We start from the raw sequence: 17158 nt of genomic DNA, 5'->3' as shown, positions 1-17158 counted from the left end.
TTGGCAAGCGGTTTTGCTGTCAGTTTCAGACTAATTCATAACTTAGTAAATTATAAGAAAGTTAAAATTTGAAAACAGAAAAAACAGAACCAGTTGTTTCATCCCTTAAGAAAAATCAGGAGAAGTTTCCAATAATTGGAATTGGTGCATCGGCCGGAGGATTGGAAGCGCTGGAACAACTATTTGGAGAGGTACCTGAAAACAGTGGTATGGCATATGTGGTCATTCAGCATTTGGATCCTACACATAAAGGCATGCTTCCTGAACTGCTTCAACGGGTCTCCAAAAATAAAGTTTTCCAGGTGGAAGATAAAATGAAAGTGAAACCCAACTGTGTATATGTTATTCCACCCAATAAAAGCATGTCGATTTTAAAAGGATTACTGTATCTGTTTGAACCTATTGAAGCAAGGGGAATGCGCCTTCCCATCGATTTTTTTCTGCGTTCACTGGCCGATGATCAGAGGGATAGCGCAGTTGGTATTATTCTCTCAGGAATGGGTTCCGACGGCAGTATTGGAATTGGCGCAATTAAAGAAAAAAACGGAATTGCCATTGTGCAGGAACCAGAAACGGCAAAATTCGACAGTATGCCGCGTAATGCTATTAATTCAGGATTGATTGATGTTGTTGCTCCGCCGAATGAAATTCATTCAAAATTAATTGAATTTCTTGACCACGTACCGGTGGTTAAAACAGACCGGATTATTGGGAAAGACAGCAAAAGTGCACTTGAAAAAATTATCATTATACTGCGTACACACACCGGAAACGACTTTTCGTTGTATAAAAAGAATACGGTTTACCGCCGTATCGAAAGACGAATGGGCGTACATAAAATTGATCAAATAAACTCATACGTTCACTTTCTGCAGGAAAACCCGGATGAGGTGCATATTCTTTTTAAGGAACTGATGATTGGCGTTACGAATTTTTTTCGCGACACCCTTGTTTGGGAAAAGTTAAAGGAAAAGGTTATTCCGGCAAAAGTTGGCAAGCACCAACCCGCCTCAACAATAAGAGTATGGATACCCGGATGTTCTACCGGTGAAGAAGCTTATTCACTAGCCATTGTATTTAAGGAAGTGGCAGAAAAAATAAACCCTTACGGAGGATTCTCTTTACAGGTTTTTGCCACTGATCTCGATAACGATGCTATTGAAACAGCCAGAAAAGGAATATTCCCGGTAAATATAGAAGCAGATGTATCGCCAAAACGGTTAAGCCGTTTTTTTACCAAAACAGATGATGGTTATCGTATAAATAATGAAATCAGGGAAACCATAGTATTTGCGCAACACAACATTATTATGCACCCGCCTTTTACCAACATCGATATTATTTCGTGCCGGAACCTGCTGATTTATTTGGATCCCGAACTGCAGAAAAAACTGCTTGGGTTGTTTTTTTATAGTCTCAATGCTGACGGGATTTTGCTGCTGGGTAACTCAGAAACACTGGGGACTCAAAGTCATTTGTTTACACCCGAATATTCCAGCCTGAAAATTTACAAACGTGGTAATTCAAACCTGGACCCCGAATTGTTCGATTTTCCTTCTTCCTTTTCACGAGCAAAACTTACTGTTAACGAAAATAAAATATCCGATAAACCCACTATGAATATTCAAACGCATGTTGATCAGTTGTTACTCAATCAATTTTCACCTGCCGGAGTTTTGGTAAATGAAAATGGCGATATTTTATACATCAGCGGACGCACGGGAAAATATCTGGAACCTGCCGTAGGAAAGGCAAACCTCAATATTTTTGCCATGCTACGTCCCGGATTTCAAAACGATTTTGCCATTGCCTTCCGCAGGGTAGTCATGAAAAAGGAAACGGTGATTTTGCACAATGTCAAAATTGGCACAAACGGAAGCACCATCGCATTAAACGTTACTATTCAGTGGGTGAATAAGCCAGAGGCTTTATTTGGGAAGGTATTGATAATTTTTACTGATGTTGCCAAAACTTCTGAAAATAAAACACTTTCGAAAAGCGGAAAACAGGCCGCCGGCAGCACCAGGGAAAAAGAACTGGAAGAAGAATTACAGCGTACCCGTGAGGAAGTACAGAATATTTTGGAAGAAATGCAAACTTCGCAGGAAGAGTTGAAATCAACTAACGAGGAATTGCAATCAACCAACGAAGAATTGCAGTCAACCAATGAGGAACTGACCACCTCGAAAGAGGAAATGCAAAGCCTGAATGAGGAACTTCAAACCGTTAATGCCGAATTACAGTCGAAAGTTGATGATTACTCGCGGGTTAACAACGACATGAAAAATTTACTTAACAGCACCGATATTGCCACCTTATTTCTTGATAAGGAATTAAATATCAGGCGATTTACCGACCAGGCAACAAAAATCTTTAAACTTATTAAAAGCGACATCGGACGACCCTTTACCGACCAGGTTTCCCAACTCATTTACCCGGATTTGGCTGAAGATGCAATTGAAGTTTTGAGGACGCTTATCTTTATTGAGAAACAAATTCCGACAAAAGACGGCAAGTGGTTTTCAACGCGCATCATGCCTTATCGCACGTTCGACGACAGGATAGACGGACTGGTCATCACATTTATTAATATCTCTGATTTGAAACAGGCGGAAGAAAAATTAAACGAAACCAGTCAGTTCCATCGCCTGCTATTCGATTCATCTCCTGATGTAATTATTAAATTATCAACCGATTGGAAAATACTGGAGTTTAATTCAGTTGCAGAAGAAGTTTTTGGGATAAAGCACGATGATGTTATCAATAAAAATTATTTGAAATTGTTTGTTCCTGAACCTGAACGGCGTAAAACAGAACAATTAATGAACCAACTGCTGAAACAGGCAGGTGAAAATAAAATAGAAATGAAGACAATCATAGCAGGTACTGCTGAAACGGAAATCGAATGGACGGCTAATGTCCTTTCCAATAATCAGAAATTGCCATTGGAAGTAATAATTATCAAAAAAAAATTAAGTCATGATTAGCGATGAAATGGATTTTATGAATGCCAAAGTACTGCGCAAAAAAGCGGAAGAAGTACTCAAAGAAAAACAACAGAAGGGGAGTATTCCTGAAGAAACCGATACAAAACGACTCCTTCATGAATTGCAGGTACACCAGATAGAACTGGAAATGCAGAATGAGGAGCTGCGTCTGGCGTACATCACCGCAGAAACGGCACTTAAAAAATATACCATGTTATTCGATTTATCTCCCATGGGCTATTTTACCCTCGATTCAGATGGAGCCATTTGCGAGTTGAACTTTATGGGTGCTGAAATGCTCGGGGAGCGACATTTTAGTTTAATAGACAGCAACTTTAAACTTTTTATTTCAGAAGATTCAAAGCCTGTATTTAATAATTTTTTCAAAAAAATTTACACCAGTAACGCAAAAGAATTCTGCGAAGTAATATTGGGTTATGATAAAAAAACGTTGTGTTCTGTATATATGGAAGGGGTGGTTACGGAAGATGATCAAAAATGCCTTTTATCGGTGGTGGATATTTCAAAGTTCAGTTTGCAAAATAAATCGTAAAACTAATTGGGATGTTAAAAGATGAATTTTATGAGGCATTTTTGTTTAACTAAATACCATAACTGAACCTTTTCATTCTTCCCGTCCTTTTCCTATAGTTTCTGTTGATGTTTGTGACTGTTCTTAATGGAATATCATAATTTCATTTTCTGATTCACCATCTGGAGAATGTGTGAATGATGTAACTCTTATCCTAAATTGTGTAATATAACTTGCAGGGATTTCCCGTAAATTTATGTACAATCTCGGAATCTATTATAGGGTTTCAAAACATCAAAGTCATGAAATATTCAATATATATTATTGCAGGTTTACTTTTAATTTTATGGGGTGTCATGGTTTATGGTTTTAAGTCCCCTCCACGAATTGTTCATTTACTTATTCCGTTATCCGGAATTATTATCCTGCTTCGTATTTTGTTTAATAAAAAAATCAAAAACATTAAATAGCTAAAATATAATAATGGACACAAAATTTAACATGAACGAATGGCATAGAATAAAGGATAACCTGAAAAATGAATATCCGGAATTAACTGATGTAGATTTGGAGTGGGGGCGAGTATCAAGAGCAGATTTGTTACTAAATATTTCTATCAAATTGGGTAAAACAAAAAAGGAATTGATGGATGAAATTGACTCATTGGAGTATTCTTCCTGAAGGCAAATAAACAAGCTAAAATATTAAAATGAAACGAGCCATCACAATAAGCTTTTTGAAAAAGAGGAGCTTAATTATGGCGAGTTCCTTGCGTTACCTATAAAAAACAATAAATAAAAAACACATGAATTATTTGTATTTGATCATTCCGATAGTAATTTTTTTACTATTGGGAATTAGAATTGTAAGGCCAACGCACAGGGGGCTTATTGAGCGACTTGGGAAATATAAGAAACTTGCGGATCCAGGATTTCACTGGGTTATTCCGGTTGTTGATCGCCTTTTTATGGTAAACATCACGGAACAAATGGTGGATGCCGAACCTCAGGAAATTATCACCAACGATAATTTGAATGCAAGCGTTGACGCTCAGGTATATTTCAGGGTAAAATCGGATGAGGAAAGTATAAAAGGTTCAACCTATGATGTTGATAATTACCAGTGGCAGATAGTTAACCTCGCCCGTACAACACTCCGTAACATTATAGGTACACTTACCTTAAAATCGGCTAACAGCGAACGAGGGAAAATAAACACCGAACTGCATGAAACCCTGCATAAAGAAACCAAAAGCTGGGGAATAGAAATTATACGCACTGAATTAAAACAGATTGATCCGCCTTCTGATGTACAGGAAACCATGAACAAAGTGGTAAAAGCTGAAAATGAAAAAATTGCAGCTATTGATTCTGCCACTGCCGCTGAAACTGTTGCTGACGGTGTAAAACGTGCCAAAATTAAAGAAGCCGAAGGTTATAAACAGTCGAAGATTTTACATGCCGAGGGAGAAGCGGAAGCTATAAAACTCGTAAATGAAGCTGCCGATAAGTATTTTATTGGAAATGCACAGCTATTGCGAAAGCTGGAAGCACTGGAAGCATCACTGGAGAACAATGCAAAAATTGTTATTCCAACCGGTGCAGAATTGGTAAACATTATAGGCGAAATGGCCGGTATTGTACCCCTGGAAAGGAGACAAAAAGAGAAATGATTACAAGGAAAAATTTTTTGAAACGATTTTTTGGGGGTATTGAGGGAAGAGAAAGGGCAAAATATCAACATGAAAAAATGAAAAAAATATTGATTACGCTGGATTATGATCCAAGTGCCCAAAAAGTAGCGGAAACAGGCTTTTCATTTGCAAAAACGATGAAGGCCGAAATAACATTATTACATGTGTTAGCAGATCCACAGGATTATAAGGTCGCTGAACATATTACTGTTATGGGTTTTGCAGGTCATTTGGATACTAGTGAGGTGATGCAGGAAGATACCTTTAATTCTAAAAAATTATCCATGCAATTTCTTGATAAGTCAAAACTATATCTTGGGGATAATCGCATTCAAACGCTCCTTGAAGAAGGTGATTGCGCAGAAGCTATTTTAAAGGCTGCATATAAAATTAATGCGGATGTTATTGTAATGGGATCGCACAGCAGGAAATGGTTTGAAAATACAACCATGGGAAGCGTTACTAAAAAAGTTTTACAAAATACGACTATTCCGGTTTTGATTATCCCAACAAAAAAGCAAAGTAAATCCTGATTTCAACAGCATTAATGGCAGATTTATTTCATTAAAATAAAGTGATAAAAAGCTAGAGAGAAATAAAATAGTAATGAAAACAATAAAAATAGAATATCATGAAATCAGTAAAACGGTTAGGAATATGGATGGATCATTCAACTGCCAATATATTTGAGTTATTATATGATACAGTAGTATCAAAAACGCTGGAATCAATTCCGTCATTCCCAGACCAGGTTCAAAATCTAAGAATGGATGAAAGCCTGATGCACAACAAAGAGCAAAATGAACAATCTGCTTTTTACAAAAAATTGAGTTATGTAATTAATGATTACAGCGATGTGCTGCTTTTTGGACCTACTGATGCCAAAACCGAATTATTCAATGTGTTAAAAAGTAACCGCCAATTTGAAAAAATAAGAATTTCTGTTCAACCAGCAGATAATATGACCAATAATCAACAAAAAGCCTTTGTAAAAGACTTCTTTAACGCTCACGGGAAAATGGCTAATAAGTAACGTTTGATGAATGAAATAAAACAGAAAAACGTTGTCGTAATTGTCGCCCACCCTGATGATGAAACTTTGTGGGCGGGAGGAACAATATTAAGTCAACTGTCGTGGAACTGTTTTATTATTTCGCTTTGCCGGGGAAACGATAAAGAGCGTGCCCCTAAATTTTACGAAGCATTAAAAACGTTTAGAGCGGAAGGTGCTATGGGTACGCTGGATGACAGTCCTGAACAAATTCCCCTCGATATTAAAGTAGTGGAGCAAGTCATTCTTGATCTGCTACCGGCTAAAAATTATCATTTAATTATTACCCATAATCCATCAGGGGAATATACGCGACATATTAGACACGAAGAAGTAAGTAAAGCCGTAATAAAACTTTGGTACAACAAGAAAATATCCACCGACGAACTTTGGACTTTTGCCTATGAAGATGGTAAAAGGAAGTATTATCCCCGACCAGAGAAAGATGCTGCAATATACCGCACACTCACCGGGCGAATTTGGAAGAGAAAATACAGCATGATTACAGAAACGTATGGATTTGATGAAAATAGCTGGGAGGCAAAAACAACACCAAGGGATGAAGCTTTCCGTCAATTTACAAATTCGCTTACGGCTGTAAAATGGTTTAACAACGGAGGAGTTTACTTATGAAAGTATTGGTTTTATACGATTACCCTCCCTCGCCGGGGGGACTTGCTACCCAGGGAGATTTGCTTTACAAAGGACTTGTAGAAATGGGCATTGACGCCCACCCTGTGCATTTCGAATCGGCTCAGGAAAAGGAATGGTATTACCGCTGGTTTGAGCCCGACATTGTTGTTGGCGTTGGATACTGGGGGCACACACCGCAGTTGGTTCTTCACCCGCAGCGTTACGGTGTGCAGCCTGTTCCATGGCTGGTTGCCGATGGTTATATTGCCAATTACCAGGAAGTTTTAAATGCGCTACCATTAATCCTTGTAACGTCTAACTGGGTGAAAGAGATGTATGTCCGCGATGGTATCGATGGCAGTAAAATTGAAGTTTTACCTGTAGGTTGCAATACTGACGCATTTATTCCTTTTCAAAAGGATGATCCAAAAATTTTGGCTGTGCGCGAAGCTTTGGGTGTTTCACCTGACCAACTAATGATTCTTACCGTTGGAGGTGACGCCGCCTCGAAAGGTGCCCAGGAGGTAATGCAGGCAATGGCCATTATCGATACCAAAGCGCCCGACTGGAAGTATGTTTGCAAAGTATGGCCTCAGCCGCGAACCAAAATACAAAACCTGGCCGATCTTCAAATGGCGAATGATCTTGGTATTGAAAAAAACGTAACGTATGCAACCAATACCATTTCCCGGAATTTTATGCCCTACCTGATTGGGGCCTGCGATATTTATGCAGCTCCTTCCCGGTTGGAAGGATTTGGAATGCCGCAGGTAGAAGCAGGTGCATGTGGAAAACCTGTAGTTAGCATTAAAGCAATGGGTATGCTGGATACGCTCATTCATGAAGAAACGGCGCTTCTGGCAAAAGTAGCGCGCAAAATTACTGTTAGTGGAGTTATACTTGGCGAAGAGTCGGGATTTGAAGATCAGCATAAAGTAATTTTTAAAGTGCCACGCACGGTCGATTACCGGGCCAATGTACAGGATATAGCAAAGTATTTATTGCAGCTTATGAAAGATGCCGAATTGCGTGAGAAAATGGGCAAAGCAGGCAGAGAAAGGGTTGTAGAGAATTTCGATTACCGGGTGGTTGCAAAACGCTTTGTGCAAATTATCAATGATAAATTAGGGATAAGTTAAAGCGAAACGTTGGAATTCAAAAGACCGAAATTGGAAACTAAAAAAAATCCAACCCTTTTTACTCAACTACTTATTAAATAAAAATGCGTATTGAATTTTCGAAAGAGATAAAACAAGCAAAAGAAGCAGCACTGGAAGTGCTGTTGTATAATGCCCACGGACCATTTCAAGGATTACCGCGGACAGCGGGCTGGGGATATCCGGAACCTTACACACGGGATCTGATGATTTCCATTCTGGGGATTGCAGTGTCGGGAAATCAAAAATTGCTTGAAAGTGTTCGAAATGTTTTGGAAACACTGGCAAAAAATCAAACGGAGCATGGTCATATTCCTTCGCTGGTGCACGAAAATGAAGATCGCGGAGCTAGTGATACAACTCCATTGTTTTTGCTGGCAACCAGTATATTCAGACAAGTTACAGGAGAGGTTGATTTTCTGGCTGATGCTGTTGAAAAATCTCTGATTTGGATGAGCTATCAAAGCCCGTCTGACAGGTTTTTGGTTGCACAACAACCCACCAGCGACTGGCGCGACGAACAATGGGTAGTCGGGTACGGACTGTATGTAAATTCACTTGTTTACAGTTATCTCAGAATTCTTGGCGAACATGAGTCAGCAGAAAAAATGCGCCACGCAATGAGCCGTTTTACCGTTACAGGAGGAACCATGCACCAACACGTGCATGAAGGTCTGGTGGTAAAACACAAACCTTATTATGCATTTTGGTCTTATAAAATTTTTAGCAGCGAGCGTTTTGATCTTCTTGGAAATAGCCTGGCCATTCTTTCCGGGATTGCCTCACCTAAGCGAGCCGATGAAATGATTTCGTGGATTGAAGAGGAATGCGCAGGAATGCATGAACGAGGCGAACTAACCGGGGCATTGCCACCCAATTTCTTTCCCTTCATTAAACCAGAAGATCCTGACTGGCATGAGCGATATTCCAAATATAATAATCCGGGAGATTACCACAACGGAGGAATCTGGCCATTTATATGCGGGTTTTATATAGCAGCCTTAGTTGCCGCCAAACGGTATAAACTGGCCGCTGAAAAACTGGAAGCGCTTACACAATGTAGTAAACTATCAGCATCCGGAAACCAACATTTTGGTTTTAACGAATGGATTAAAGCACAGAATGGAAAACCACTGGGACAGGACTGGCAAACCTGGAGTGCGTCAATGTATCTCTATGCTGCAAAATGTGTTGAAGAAAAAAGAACGCCTTTTTTTGATGAAATAAGAAATAAATGAACAAGATGGAACCAGGCATCACCTTTTTTTGCCATAAAGGGGAATGATTATAAATGTTACTTTTCATCGTAATGGGAAAATGAATTTTAAAAACCCAACTTAAAATTTATATACAATGGTACTATCATTTAAAAAGAAGGATAGCCATCACTATGGGTAAAGGGAAAGTGTGAATAATGTAACAAATTCCTGAAATTGTATAACCCTTTTCACTTTTATTGGGGGTAAATTTATTGGCAATCAAATATTTTAATTCATGACAGATTCTTTCAACACAAAAAACATAGAATCGCCTATTTTGAAAAAAATGCTGAAGTATAGAAATATAATCATTATTGCATTTTTTTCAATATTGCTTGTCTTTAACTCATTTTTCCAGGTTGAACCCGAAGAAGTAGGTGTTATTACCCGCTTTGGTAAATATGTACGCAAAGTTGAATCGGGGCTTAATATGAAAATGCCTTTTATTGAACGGGTGTATAAAGTACCTGTTGAAAGGCAACAAAAACTGGAGTTTGGTTTCCGAACAGTTAAAGCCAGCGTTAATACACAAAGAAGTCATTCTTCATTGAACTATCTGTCGCCGGATGAATTTGGAAAATTAATTAACAAACAAAAATTTGCAGCATAACTTAACTGAATGTCCAATTTTTTGTTGCAAGTTCAGATCCTTACAATTATTTGTTCAAGGTTAGGAATCCTCAAAATACATTGCGCGATGTTTCGGAAGCGGTACTCCGACAAATTGTCGGAGATCGCACAGTAAATGAAGTGCTTACTGTTGGGCGCACAGAAATAGCCACTAAAATGGTAGAACTTGCGAACCAAATATGCAAGGAATATTCACTTGGGATTAAAATAGACCAGATAGTGTTGCAAGATGTTAATCCTCCCGAACCGGTAAAAGCTGCTTTTAATGCAGTAAACCAAGCACAACAGGAAAGGGAGACCTTGATTAACCAGGCAAAATCGGAGTACAACAAGGTTATACCCAAGGCAAGTGGACAAGCAGAAGAAACAATACAACAGGCGGAGGGATTTGCTACCGAGCGAGTGAATAATGCGCTCGGCGAAGTTGCCCGTTTTAATGCCATTTATAAAGAATACATTAAAGTGCCTGAAGTCACTAAAAGAAGAATTTATCTCGAAACAATGGGGTCAGTTTTACCAAAGTTGGGCAGTAAAATCATTATCGACGAACATGGGAACAATGTATTGCCCTTGTTACAAATGCAATTAAGCAAATAATACCTCGGAATAATGAAGAAGAATAAAATTATATTTTTAATTGTCACCTCGATAATCGTGCTGATAGCAGTAATACAAAGTGCATACATTGTGAAAGAAACAGAACAGGTGGTTATTACCCAATTCGGAAAACCTGTGGGAGATGCTAAAACAGAACCGGGGCTAAAGTTTAAAACACCCTTCATTCAAAAAACCAATTATTTCGAAAAACGCTACATGGAGTGGTATGGGGATCCGAACCAGGTACCAACAAAAGATAAAAAATTCATATTTGTTGATACCTATGCACGCTGGCAAATTACTGATCCATTGCAGTTTTTTAAAAGAATGACAAATGAAAGGGGCGCACAATCCCGTCTGGATGATATTCTTGATGGTGAAACAAGGGATTACATTGCAGCACATGATCTGGAAGAAGCTGTACGTTCTCAGAACAGGGTCCCGGCTTCTTCAGGCGCAACCGGTGAAATGATTTCAGATTCGCTTGCCTCCATATTTGTTGGCCGGGAGGAATTACAGCGTATGATTCTTATATCCGCCAACCAGAAGGCGCAGTACCATGGAATTGTTATACTCGACTTTCGGTTTAAACGGATTAATTATGTTGAGGAAGTAAGTACGCAGGTTTACGAACGTATGAAAAGTGAAAGGTTTCGCATAGCCGATAAATTCAGGTCTGAGGGGCAAGGTGAAGCTTCACGTATTAATGGCGAAAAAGAACGGGAGCTCAAAGCAATCCAATCCGAAGCTTTTAGAAAAGCGGAAGAAATAAAAGGAAAAGCTGATGCCAAAGCCGCAGCAATATATGCTTCAGCCTATGACCAAACATCTGCTTCACGCGAATTATACGGTTTTTTAAAATCGATGGAAACTTTCGAAACAACATTTGATACAACTACATCGGTGATTTTATCTACCGACAGCGAGCTTTTCAAATACTTGAAAAGTATGAAGTAAAAAATGAACACATCTATTTTAACTTAAATGAAAAATGAAAAAAATTATAGCAGAACTTGAAGCTAAGAAAAATTAAATTCAAAAAAAATAGTGAATACAGACCTGATGGAACTAAAAAAATGGGACACTTTTAAACATAAATTGAACCATGATTTGGAAGAACAGGGAAAGGCACTAAAAGGCTTTATAACGTATGCATAGTAGGTATTTTACAAACTTTTTTTTCAAATTAAAGTACAAACCTAAACATGATTGCAACAATTAACATAGACCCTGTTCTGTCTAAATTTGTTATTCTTTCAATGATAATTATTGTTGTGGGTTTTGTATTACAGGTATTTAAGCAACCCTCAATAGTGACCTACTTAATTGTAGGCGTGTTGGTAGGGCCTTTCGGATTTAAGCTTATAACAGATGAAATCCTTATTACCAACCTGGGCTCATTGGGATTGGTTTTATTATTATTTTTTGTTGGAATGGAAATTCACTTGCCAAGTTTAGTCACAAACTGGAAAGTATCGATAATCGGAACCTCAATTCAAATAGTAGTAAGTGTAATAATAGTTTGGCTATTGGGCAATTTTTTTAACTGGAAAATCAATCAGGTAGTTATGTTGGGGTTTATAATCAGTTTAAGCAGTACTGCGGTTATTGTTAAACTTTTGCAAGAAAGAAATGAATTGTTTACAGAAGTGGGGCAAAATGTACTTGGGGTACTCATAACACAGGATATTTTAATTGTACCCATGCTTATTATGATGGGTTATCTTGGAGGAAATAACCCCGAAATTACCGAAATAATAAAACAAGTAATTGGCGGAGTTTTAATTATTGGAATCATTGTCTATATTTTAGTAAAAAAAGAGGTTAAACTTCCTTTCATGAAATATATCAGTAAAGATCATGAAGTACAGGTTTTTGTAGCCTTTACTCTGTGTTTCGGATTTTCTATATTAACGGCATTATTTGGTTTATCATCGGCTTTGGGAGCTTTTATTGCAGGAACTGTTTTATCATCCACAAAATCTACCCAATGGGTACACAATAGCTTGCATGCTTTTAAGATTATGTTTGTAGCCTTATTCTTTGTTTCAGTAGGCATGTTAATTGATTTGCATTTTTTGAAAGAGAATGCCCTTATAATAGGTTCACTTGTATTAATTGTATTAATTGTAAACAATACCATTAATATTTTAATAATGCGTATTTTCAGTAAAGACTGGAAAATAAGTTTTTACGCAGGTGCTTTGCTGTCACAAATTGGAGAGTTTAGTTTTATTTTGGGGTCAACAGGTTATTATTCAGGCATTATCAAAATTTATGACTACCAATTAATTATTGGTACTATTGCCCTTACTTTGTTTATAAGCCCGATGTGGATTAATCTTTCCAGAAAGATTATTAAAACAAAAATTTCTAATTTAAATAGGTAAGCTTATATCAATATTAGAATTATTTCCTATTTTTTTTATTCTTATTTTTACTTTAAAAAGGATATGGGTAATTAATATTAAGTGCTTCGCATGATGTATATGTTGTAGTCTTTTAACATAGGTTGATAGTTTTCTCTAAATAATTTGGAAGAAATAATAAAGTCTGCGGTAGCCCTATTACAGCCAATTTTCACGTTTTAGAAAATATGTGAATCATGTAAATTTTCACAAAAGTTATGTAACAATTACAGGAAGTACGATTAGTAACTTAGTTGACCCAAAATATAACAATGTTCACGAAATTACAAAAGAAAGATTATGAAAGAAGCATTTTAATCATCATATGGAAACAGTTATGAAATCAGAAAAAGAACTTAATTCAGACATCCTGAGAATTTCGATGACAATTTTGGAAAAGTATCCAGAACTGTCGGAATACTTAGCAGAAATGCCCGTGACTATTCCATCGGGAAATGATGAGAAAATATCTCTTAATCATTTAAAATCTTACTATGAATCACTGAATTCACTACTGAATAAGTACAAACTGAAACATCCCAAAATAGAAGAATAACCTTTATATTCCCGGTTAAAATTATTCTTTTAACCATTGTTACAATATATAACAATTAAATTAACAATCTTTGTTACAATAAAATGTGCGATTCCGATTTTTAAGCCTAAATTACACACAATTAATAATTTAATACAATGAATAAAGGAACAGTAAAGTTCTATAATAGTCTAAAAGGATTTGGATTCATTAAAGATGATGATTCATCAAAAGAATTCTATGTTAATGCCTCAGGATTGAAAGAAGATATCCGGGAAAATGATAAAGTAACTTTTGATTTGGAAGAAGGAAGAAAAGGTAAAAATGCTGTGAATGTCAGGAAAGCTTAGTTAAATATTACAGTCATTTAAATATTGTCCCGCTTTATGCGGGATTTTTTTACACCAATTTCAAGTCTGACCGGTGAAATTCTTCATAAGCCTGCAAAACCGTTAAATGCGAAATTAAATAAGCGAGCGAACTTTCTGCTCCCTGGTTCCGGTTTACACCATAACTTTCAAATCCATCGCAACAACCCTTCGTTTCAAAATCGTATAAACTCATCCGCAGATCATTTTCACCCAAAAACCATAAAAATGAAGTGTAAAGTTTATTCAGGTAATCCTTGTCTTTTGTTACAAAATATGCCTGGTGGTACATTAATACCATTGCCATTGCATCAATAGGCTGCTGGGCAAAAACAGAACGCTCCCCTTCTTTTTTGTACCACTTTTCATTTCCAATGATTGACAGGTAGTTATCCTTAAGAGTATGGGTAGTCAGGAAATTCATCGATTCAATTGCTGTTTCTGTAATTTTGGGGTCATTCAGTACCTGGGCAGAATGTAAAAGAGCCAATGGTAAAATACCATTATCATAAGCCAGTAAAGACTCAAACCAGTTCCAGTCAGTAGCCTGGTTTTCGTTATAGTGTTTCATCAATACATTTGCCAGATTCCTTAATCTTTCAGTCATTGAATCGTCCGATGGATTACTTCTCAGGTAATAACTAATTCCAATCATTGTATTGGCAATTCCCCTGATCGATTTTAATTTCTCAAAATTAGGAGCTGCATTGAAGAATACCAATTTCCCGGTTTGGTAATACGCATCATTGGGAGCATTTCCCAGTAAGTATCCCAGCGCCCAGATTGTTCTGCCGAATGAATCTTCCGAGCCAATTTCATCCAAAAAACTTCGGTTAAAGCTCAGGAAATTTCGGAAAGTTCCGTCTGCATTTTGCAGATAATGAATGTAGCTCAGATAAATGGGCGATAATTCAAGTGCCCGTTTGTCTTTCATCTCCCGGTATGCCATCAAAACCATCAGTAGAGCACGCGAATTATCGTCGAGACAATAACCCTCTTTCAAATTAGGAATTCCAAATTTGGCATGCTGGATAATGCCTGTATCATCGGTGAGCCGTTTAATATGCGCAAGCGAAAAAGGGGGAAGAATAAGTAAATCGAGTTCCTTTTCTTTTTGAATAACAATAGAATGTTCATCCTTCATTGTTTTTTCTGCAAGTGTTACATATTTTTCGCCGGTTTTTGGCCAGGTAATTTTTTTCCCATATTCACCGGCATTGTTTTTTAGCTCGCTGAGGTCTTCAGGATGTTCAAGAAGTCCGGTTAGAGTTTTTGCAAGGTCGTCCGAATCATTAAAATTGAATAACCTTCCTCTTCCTTTTGCCAGTAATTCAACAGCATGCCAGTATGGGGTTGAGAGAACAGCTGCGCCCACTCCAACCGCATACGAAAGCGTCCCGCTGGTAATCTGGGCTTCGTTCAAATAAGGAGTAATATAAATGTCGCAGGCATATAAATATTTAAATAATTCCTGCTCGTCGATAAATTCATTCAGGAAAGTCACATGATTCTCAAGCTGAAGGTTTTTCACCAGCCGAAGAAGAAAAATCCGGTATTCTTCGCCGGAATGTCTTATTACATTTGGGTGTGTTTTCCCCAAAACAATATAAATTAGCTCAGGAAATTTCTTAACCACTTCCGGCAATGCTTTAATAACTGTTTCAATACCCTTACTTCGCCCAATGAAACCAAAGGTTAATAATACTTTTTTGTTCTCGATTTTGAACTTTTTTTTCGATTTTTCAGGATTGAATTGAATATCTGGCACACCATGCTCAATTAGTGCAATTTTTTCTTTTGGTACATCGTAAATGTTTGTGAGAAACTCAACTGCTTTGTGGCTCATCACTACAATCTTATGAGCCATTTTGCAAATCTCTTTCAAAACAGCTTTTTCGTTATACGAAGGGGTTTTGAGGATGGTATGAAGAGTAACAATAAGCGGAATTTCAAGCCGGTGAAGCAACGGAAGAATATAAACCCCGCTTTGTCCACCCAAAATGCCAAATTCGTGTTGTAGTATACAAACATCAGCACCGCTAAGGTTTATGTACTTTACCGCCTTTAAATAATCTTCCTGGTATTCTTGTCTTATAATTGATTTTACTTCTTCCGGGTATTTGTAATTAAGATTGTTGTCATTTATTGCGACAACAAAGCCTTCACGCTTTTGTTCCTTTGGCTTATTGTCAATTAACATTGATTTATACAGGTTGTTGGTAAATGTTCCGATACCACATTCACGTGGTGGATAAGTGGCAATATATGCTATTTTCATTTTTATAGATATTTGTAAATGAGCAAGAAGCAATGAAGAATGTTTATAAGATTTCTATTTTTTCTTTTTCATCCTCACGTGTAACTTTAAATTTGTACCAGTTTAAAATGCTTTTCTAACAATTTTTCAAATATAGCTTTTGTAAAAGGTTTTGAAATTAAATCATTGCATCCTGCATCAACGGCCTTCTCCCACTCCTCGTTATAAGTCATTGCAGTTTGTGCGACAATAATCACCTTACTATTAAAAAGCCGTATTTGTTTGGTGGCTTCATATCCGTTCATTCGAGGCATTCGAATATCCATTAGTACCAAATTTGTATCCGGGTTGTTTCGACAGAAATCCACTGCTTCGCTTCCAGATTTTACAGTTATCATTTCGCGCGCAAAATTATTCAGCAACTCCCGGATAAGTATTTCTGAAAATTCATCGTCTTCGGCGATTAGGATTTTAATATCTTCAGTTAAAGCATCTTGCTTTTTTTGTAAATTCTTTTCTTTTCTACGATTTATTTGTTCGCCTTGGCGGGAATTGAAAGGTATTGTAAAATAAAAAGCAGAACTCAAGCCAAACTCGCTTTCAACCCAAATTTTTCCACCAAATAATTCCACATAAGCTTTCGCTATAGATAGCGCCAAACCATTTTCGCTATTATCTGTCATAAGCGTCGTGTTGACTCTCCCGAATCTTTCAAAAATGATATTTTCCTCCTCTACTTGAATTTCAACACCTTTATCTTTAACAAAAAATATCAGGTATTCCCCCTTCTTCTCATATCCAAATTTTATTGATCCTCTTTCTGTAAATTTTATTGCATTTTTTATTAGGTTAATCAGAATTGCGATGATTTTATTCTGATCTGAATAAACAGTAGCTTCCTTTGAAGATAGTCCCTGTTCATAGAGCAAATTAATTCCCTTTCCCTCAACTTCTTCCTTAAAGAAGTAATAAATATATTCTATTACCTCATTTAAATTTGTCTCTGAATTTAAAACCTTCATTTATCTTTTTGTATCACTTAAAAAGGGTA

General features: G+C 37.1%; 18 protein-coding genes. 16 read left to right on the top strand and 2 right to left on the bottom strand.

Going from position 1 to position 17158, the window contains the following annotated elements:
• Nucleotides 1-68 precede the first annotated feature (68 nt).
• The 16 genes from K5G00_RS26170 to K5G00_RS26100 all read left to right on the top strand — a co-directional run bounded on the left by K5G00_RS26170 (nt 69) and on the right by K5G00_RS26100 (nt 13832).
• Nucleotides 69-2987 carry a chemotaxis protein CheB gene (locus tag K5G00_RS26170; RefSeq protein WP_238769461.1) on the top strand — a complete coding sequence of 973 codons (2919 nt, stop codon included), beginning with the start codon at nt 69-71 and terminating at the stop codon, nt 2985-2987.
• Nucleotides 2980-3540 (top strand): PAS domain-containing protein, encoded by a 561-nt coding sequence (locus K5G00_RS26165; RefSeq protein WP_158869254.1) that lies wholly within the window; start codon nt 2980-2982, stop codon nt 3538-3540. Before K5G00_RS26170 ends, K5G00_RS26165 begins: the two co-directional genes overlap by 8 nt.
• A gap of 281 nt (nt 3541-3821) precedes the next feature.
• Complete coding sequence (locus K5G00_RS26160; protein ID WP_238769460.1) at nt 3822-3989, top strand: hypothetical protein; 168 nt, start codon at nt 3822-3824, stop codon at nt 3987-3989.
• 13 nt (nt 3990-4002) lie between these two features.
• A complete protein-coding gene (locus tag K5G00_RS26155) occupies nt 4003-4200 on the top strand; it encodes a hypothetical protein (RefSeq protein ID WP_238769459.1) in 198 nt (65 codons plus the stop codon).
• Between the two features lie 124 nt (nt 4201-4324).
• Nucleotides 4325-5191: an SPFH domain-containing protein gene (locus K5G00_RS26150; protein ID WP_238769458.1), complete on the top strand. Its 867-nt coding sequence runs from the start codon at nt 4325-4327 to the stop codon at nt 5189-5191.
• On the top strand, nt 5188-5745 hold the full coding sequence (locus tag K5G00_RS26145) for a universal stress protein (protein ID WP_238769457.1): 558 nt from the start codon (nt 5188-5190) through the stop codon (nt 5743-5745). Before K5G00_RS26150 ends, K5G00_RS26145 begins: the two co-directional genes overlap by 4 nt.
• 98 nt (nt 5746-5843) lie before the next feature.
• Nucleotides 5844-6245, top strand: a complete 402-nt coding sequence (locus tag K5G00_RS26140; RefSeq protein ID WP_238769456.1) for a hypothetical protein — start codon at nt 5844-5846, stop codon at nt 6243-6245.
• A gap of 6 nt (nt 6246-6251) precedes the next feature.
• Nucleotides 6252-6896, top strand: a complete 645-nt coding sequence (locus tag K5G00_RS26135; protein WP_238769455.1) for a PIG-L deacetylase family protein — start codon at nt 6252-6254, stop codon at nt 6894-6896.
• Complete coding sequence (locus tag K5G00_RS26130) at nt 6893-8035, top strand: glycosyltransferase family 4 protein (RefSeq protein WP_238769454.1); 1143 nt, start codon at nt 6893-6895, stop codon at nt 8033-8035. Before K5G00_RS26135 ends, K5G00_RS26130 begins: the two co-directional genes overlap by 4 nt.
• A gap of 83 nt (nt 8036-8118) precedes the next feature.
• A complete protein-coding gene (locus K5G00_RS26125) occupies nt 8119-9291 on the top strand; it encodes a glycoside hydrolase 100 family protein (protein WP_238769453.1) in 1173 nt (390 codons plus the stop codon).
• A gap of 307 nt (nt 9292-9598) precedes the next feature.
• The gene (locus tag K5G00_RS29895) at nt 9599-9922 is read left to right on the top strand and encodes an SPFH domain-containing protein (RefSeq protein ID WP_262921460.1); all 324 of its coding nucleotides are present in this window, start codon (nt 9599-9601) and stop codon (nt 9920-9922) included.
• Nucleotides 9923-9972: 50 nt separating this feature from the next.
• A complete protein-coding gene (gene hflK / locus K5G00_RS29890; RefSeq protein ID WP_262921459.1) occupies nt 9973-10539 on the top strand; it encodes an FtsH protease activity modulator HflK in 567 nt (188 codons plus the stop codon).
• Nucleotides 10540-10551: 12 nt separating this feature from the next.
• Complete coding sequence (hflC, locus tag K5G00_RS26115) at nt 10552-11496, top strand: protease modulator HflC (RefSeq protein WP_238769452.1); 945 nt, start codon at nt 10552-10554, stop codon at nt 11494-11496.
• Between the two features lie 248 nt (nt 11497-11744).
• On the top strand, nt 11745-12929 hold the full coding sequence (locus tag K5G00_RS26110) for a cation:proton antiporter domain-containing protein (RefSeq protein WP_158869235.1): 1185 nt from the start codon (nt 11745-11747) through the stop codon (nt 12927-12929).
• Nucleotides 12930-13284: 355 nt separating this feature from the next.
• Nucleotides 13285-13503 carry a hypothetical protein gene (locus K5G00_RS26105; RefSeq protein WP_238769451.1) on the top strand — a complete coding sequence of 73 codons (219 nt, stop codon included), beginning with the start codon at nt 13285-13287 and terminating at the stop codon, nt 13501-13503.
• 137 nt (nt 13504-13640) lie between these two features.
• On the top strand, nt 13641-13832 hold the full coding sequence (locus K5G00_RS26100; RefSeq protein WP_158869233.1) for a cold-shock protein: 192 nt from the start codon (nt 13641-13643) through the stop codon (nt 13830-13832).
• Nucleotides 13833-13881: 49 nt separating this feature from the next.
• Here the strand turns inward: K5G00_RS26100 and K5G00_RS26095 are convergent, their stop codons facing one another.
• Together K5G00_RS26095 and K5G00_RS26090 are read right to left on the bottom strand one after the other, a co-directional pair.
• Entirely contained in the window at nt 13882-16128 is a 2247-nt protein-coding gene (locus tag K5G00_RS26095; protein ID WP_238769450.1) for a glycosyltransferase family 4 protein, read from the bottom strand.
• 86 nt (nt 16129-16214) lie between these two features.
• Nucleotides 16215-17129: a response regulator gene (locus tag K5G00_RS26090; RefSeq protein WP_238769449.1), complete on the bottom strand. Its 915-nt coding sequence runs from the start codon at nt 17127-17129 to the stop codon at nt 16215-16217.
• Between the last annotated feature and the right edge of the window lie 29 nt (nt 17130-17158).

Source organism: Maribellus maritimus, assembly GCF_022267315.1.
In the GTDB taxonomy this organism is placed as follows: Bacteria; Bacteroidota; Bacteroidia; order Bacteroidales; family Prolixibacteraceae; genus Draconibacterium; species Draconibacterium maritimum.
Note: the sequence above shows the minus strand (reverse complement) of the source record. Positions and strands in the feature narration are given on the sequence as shown.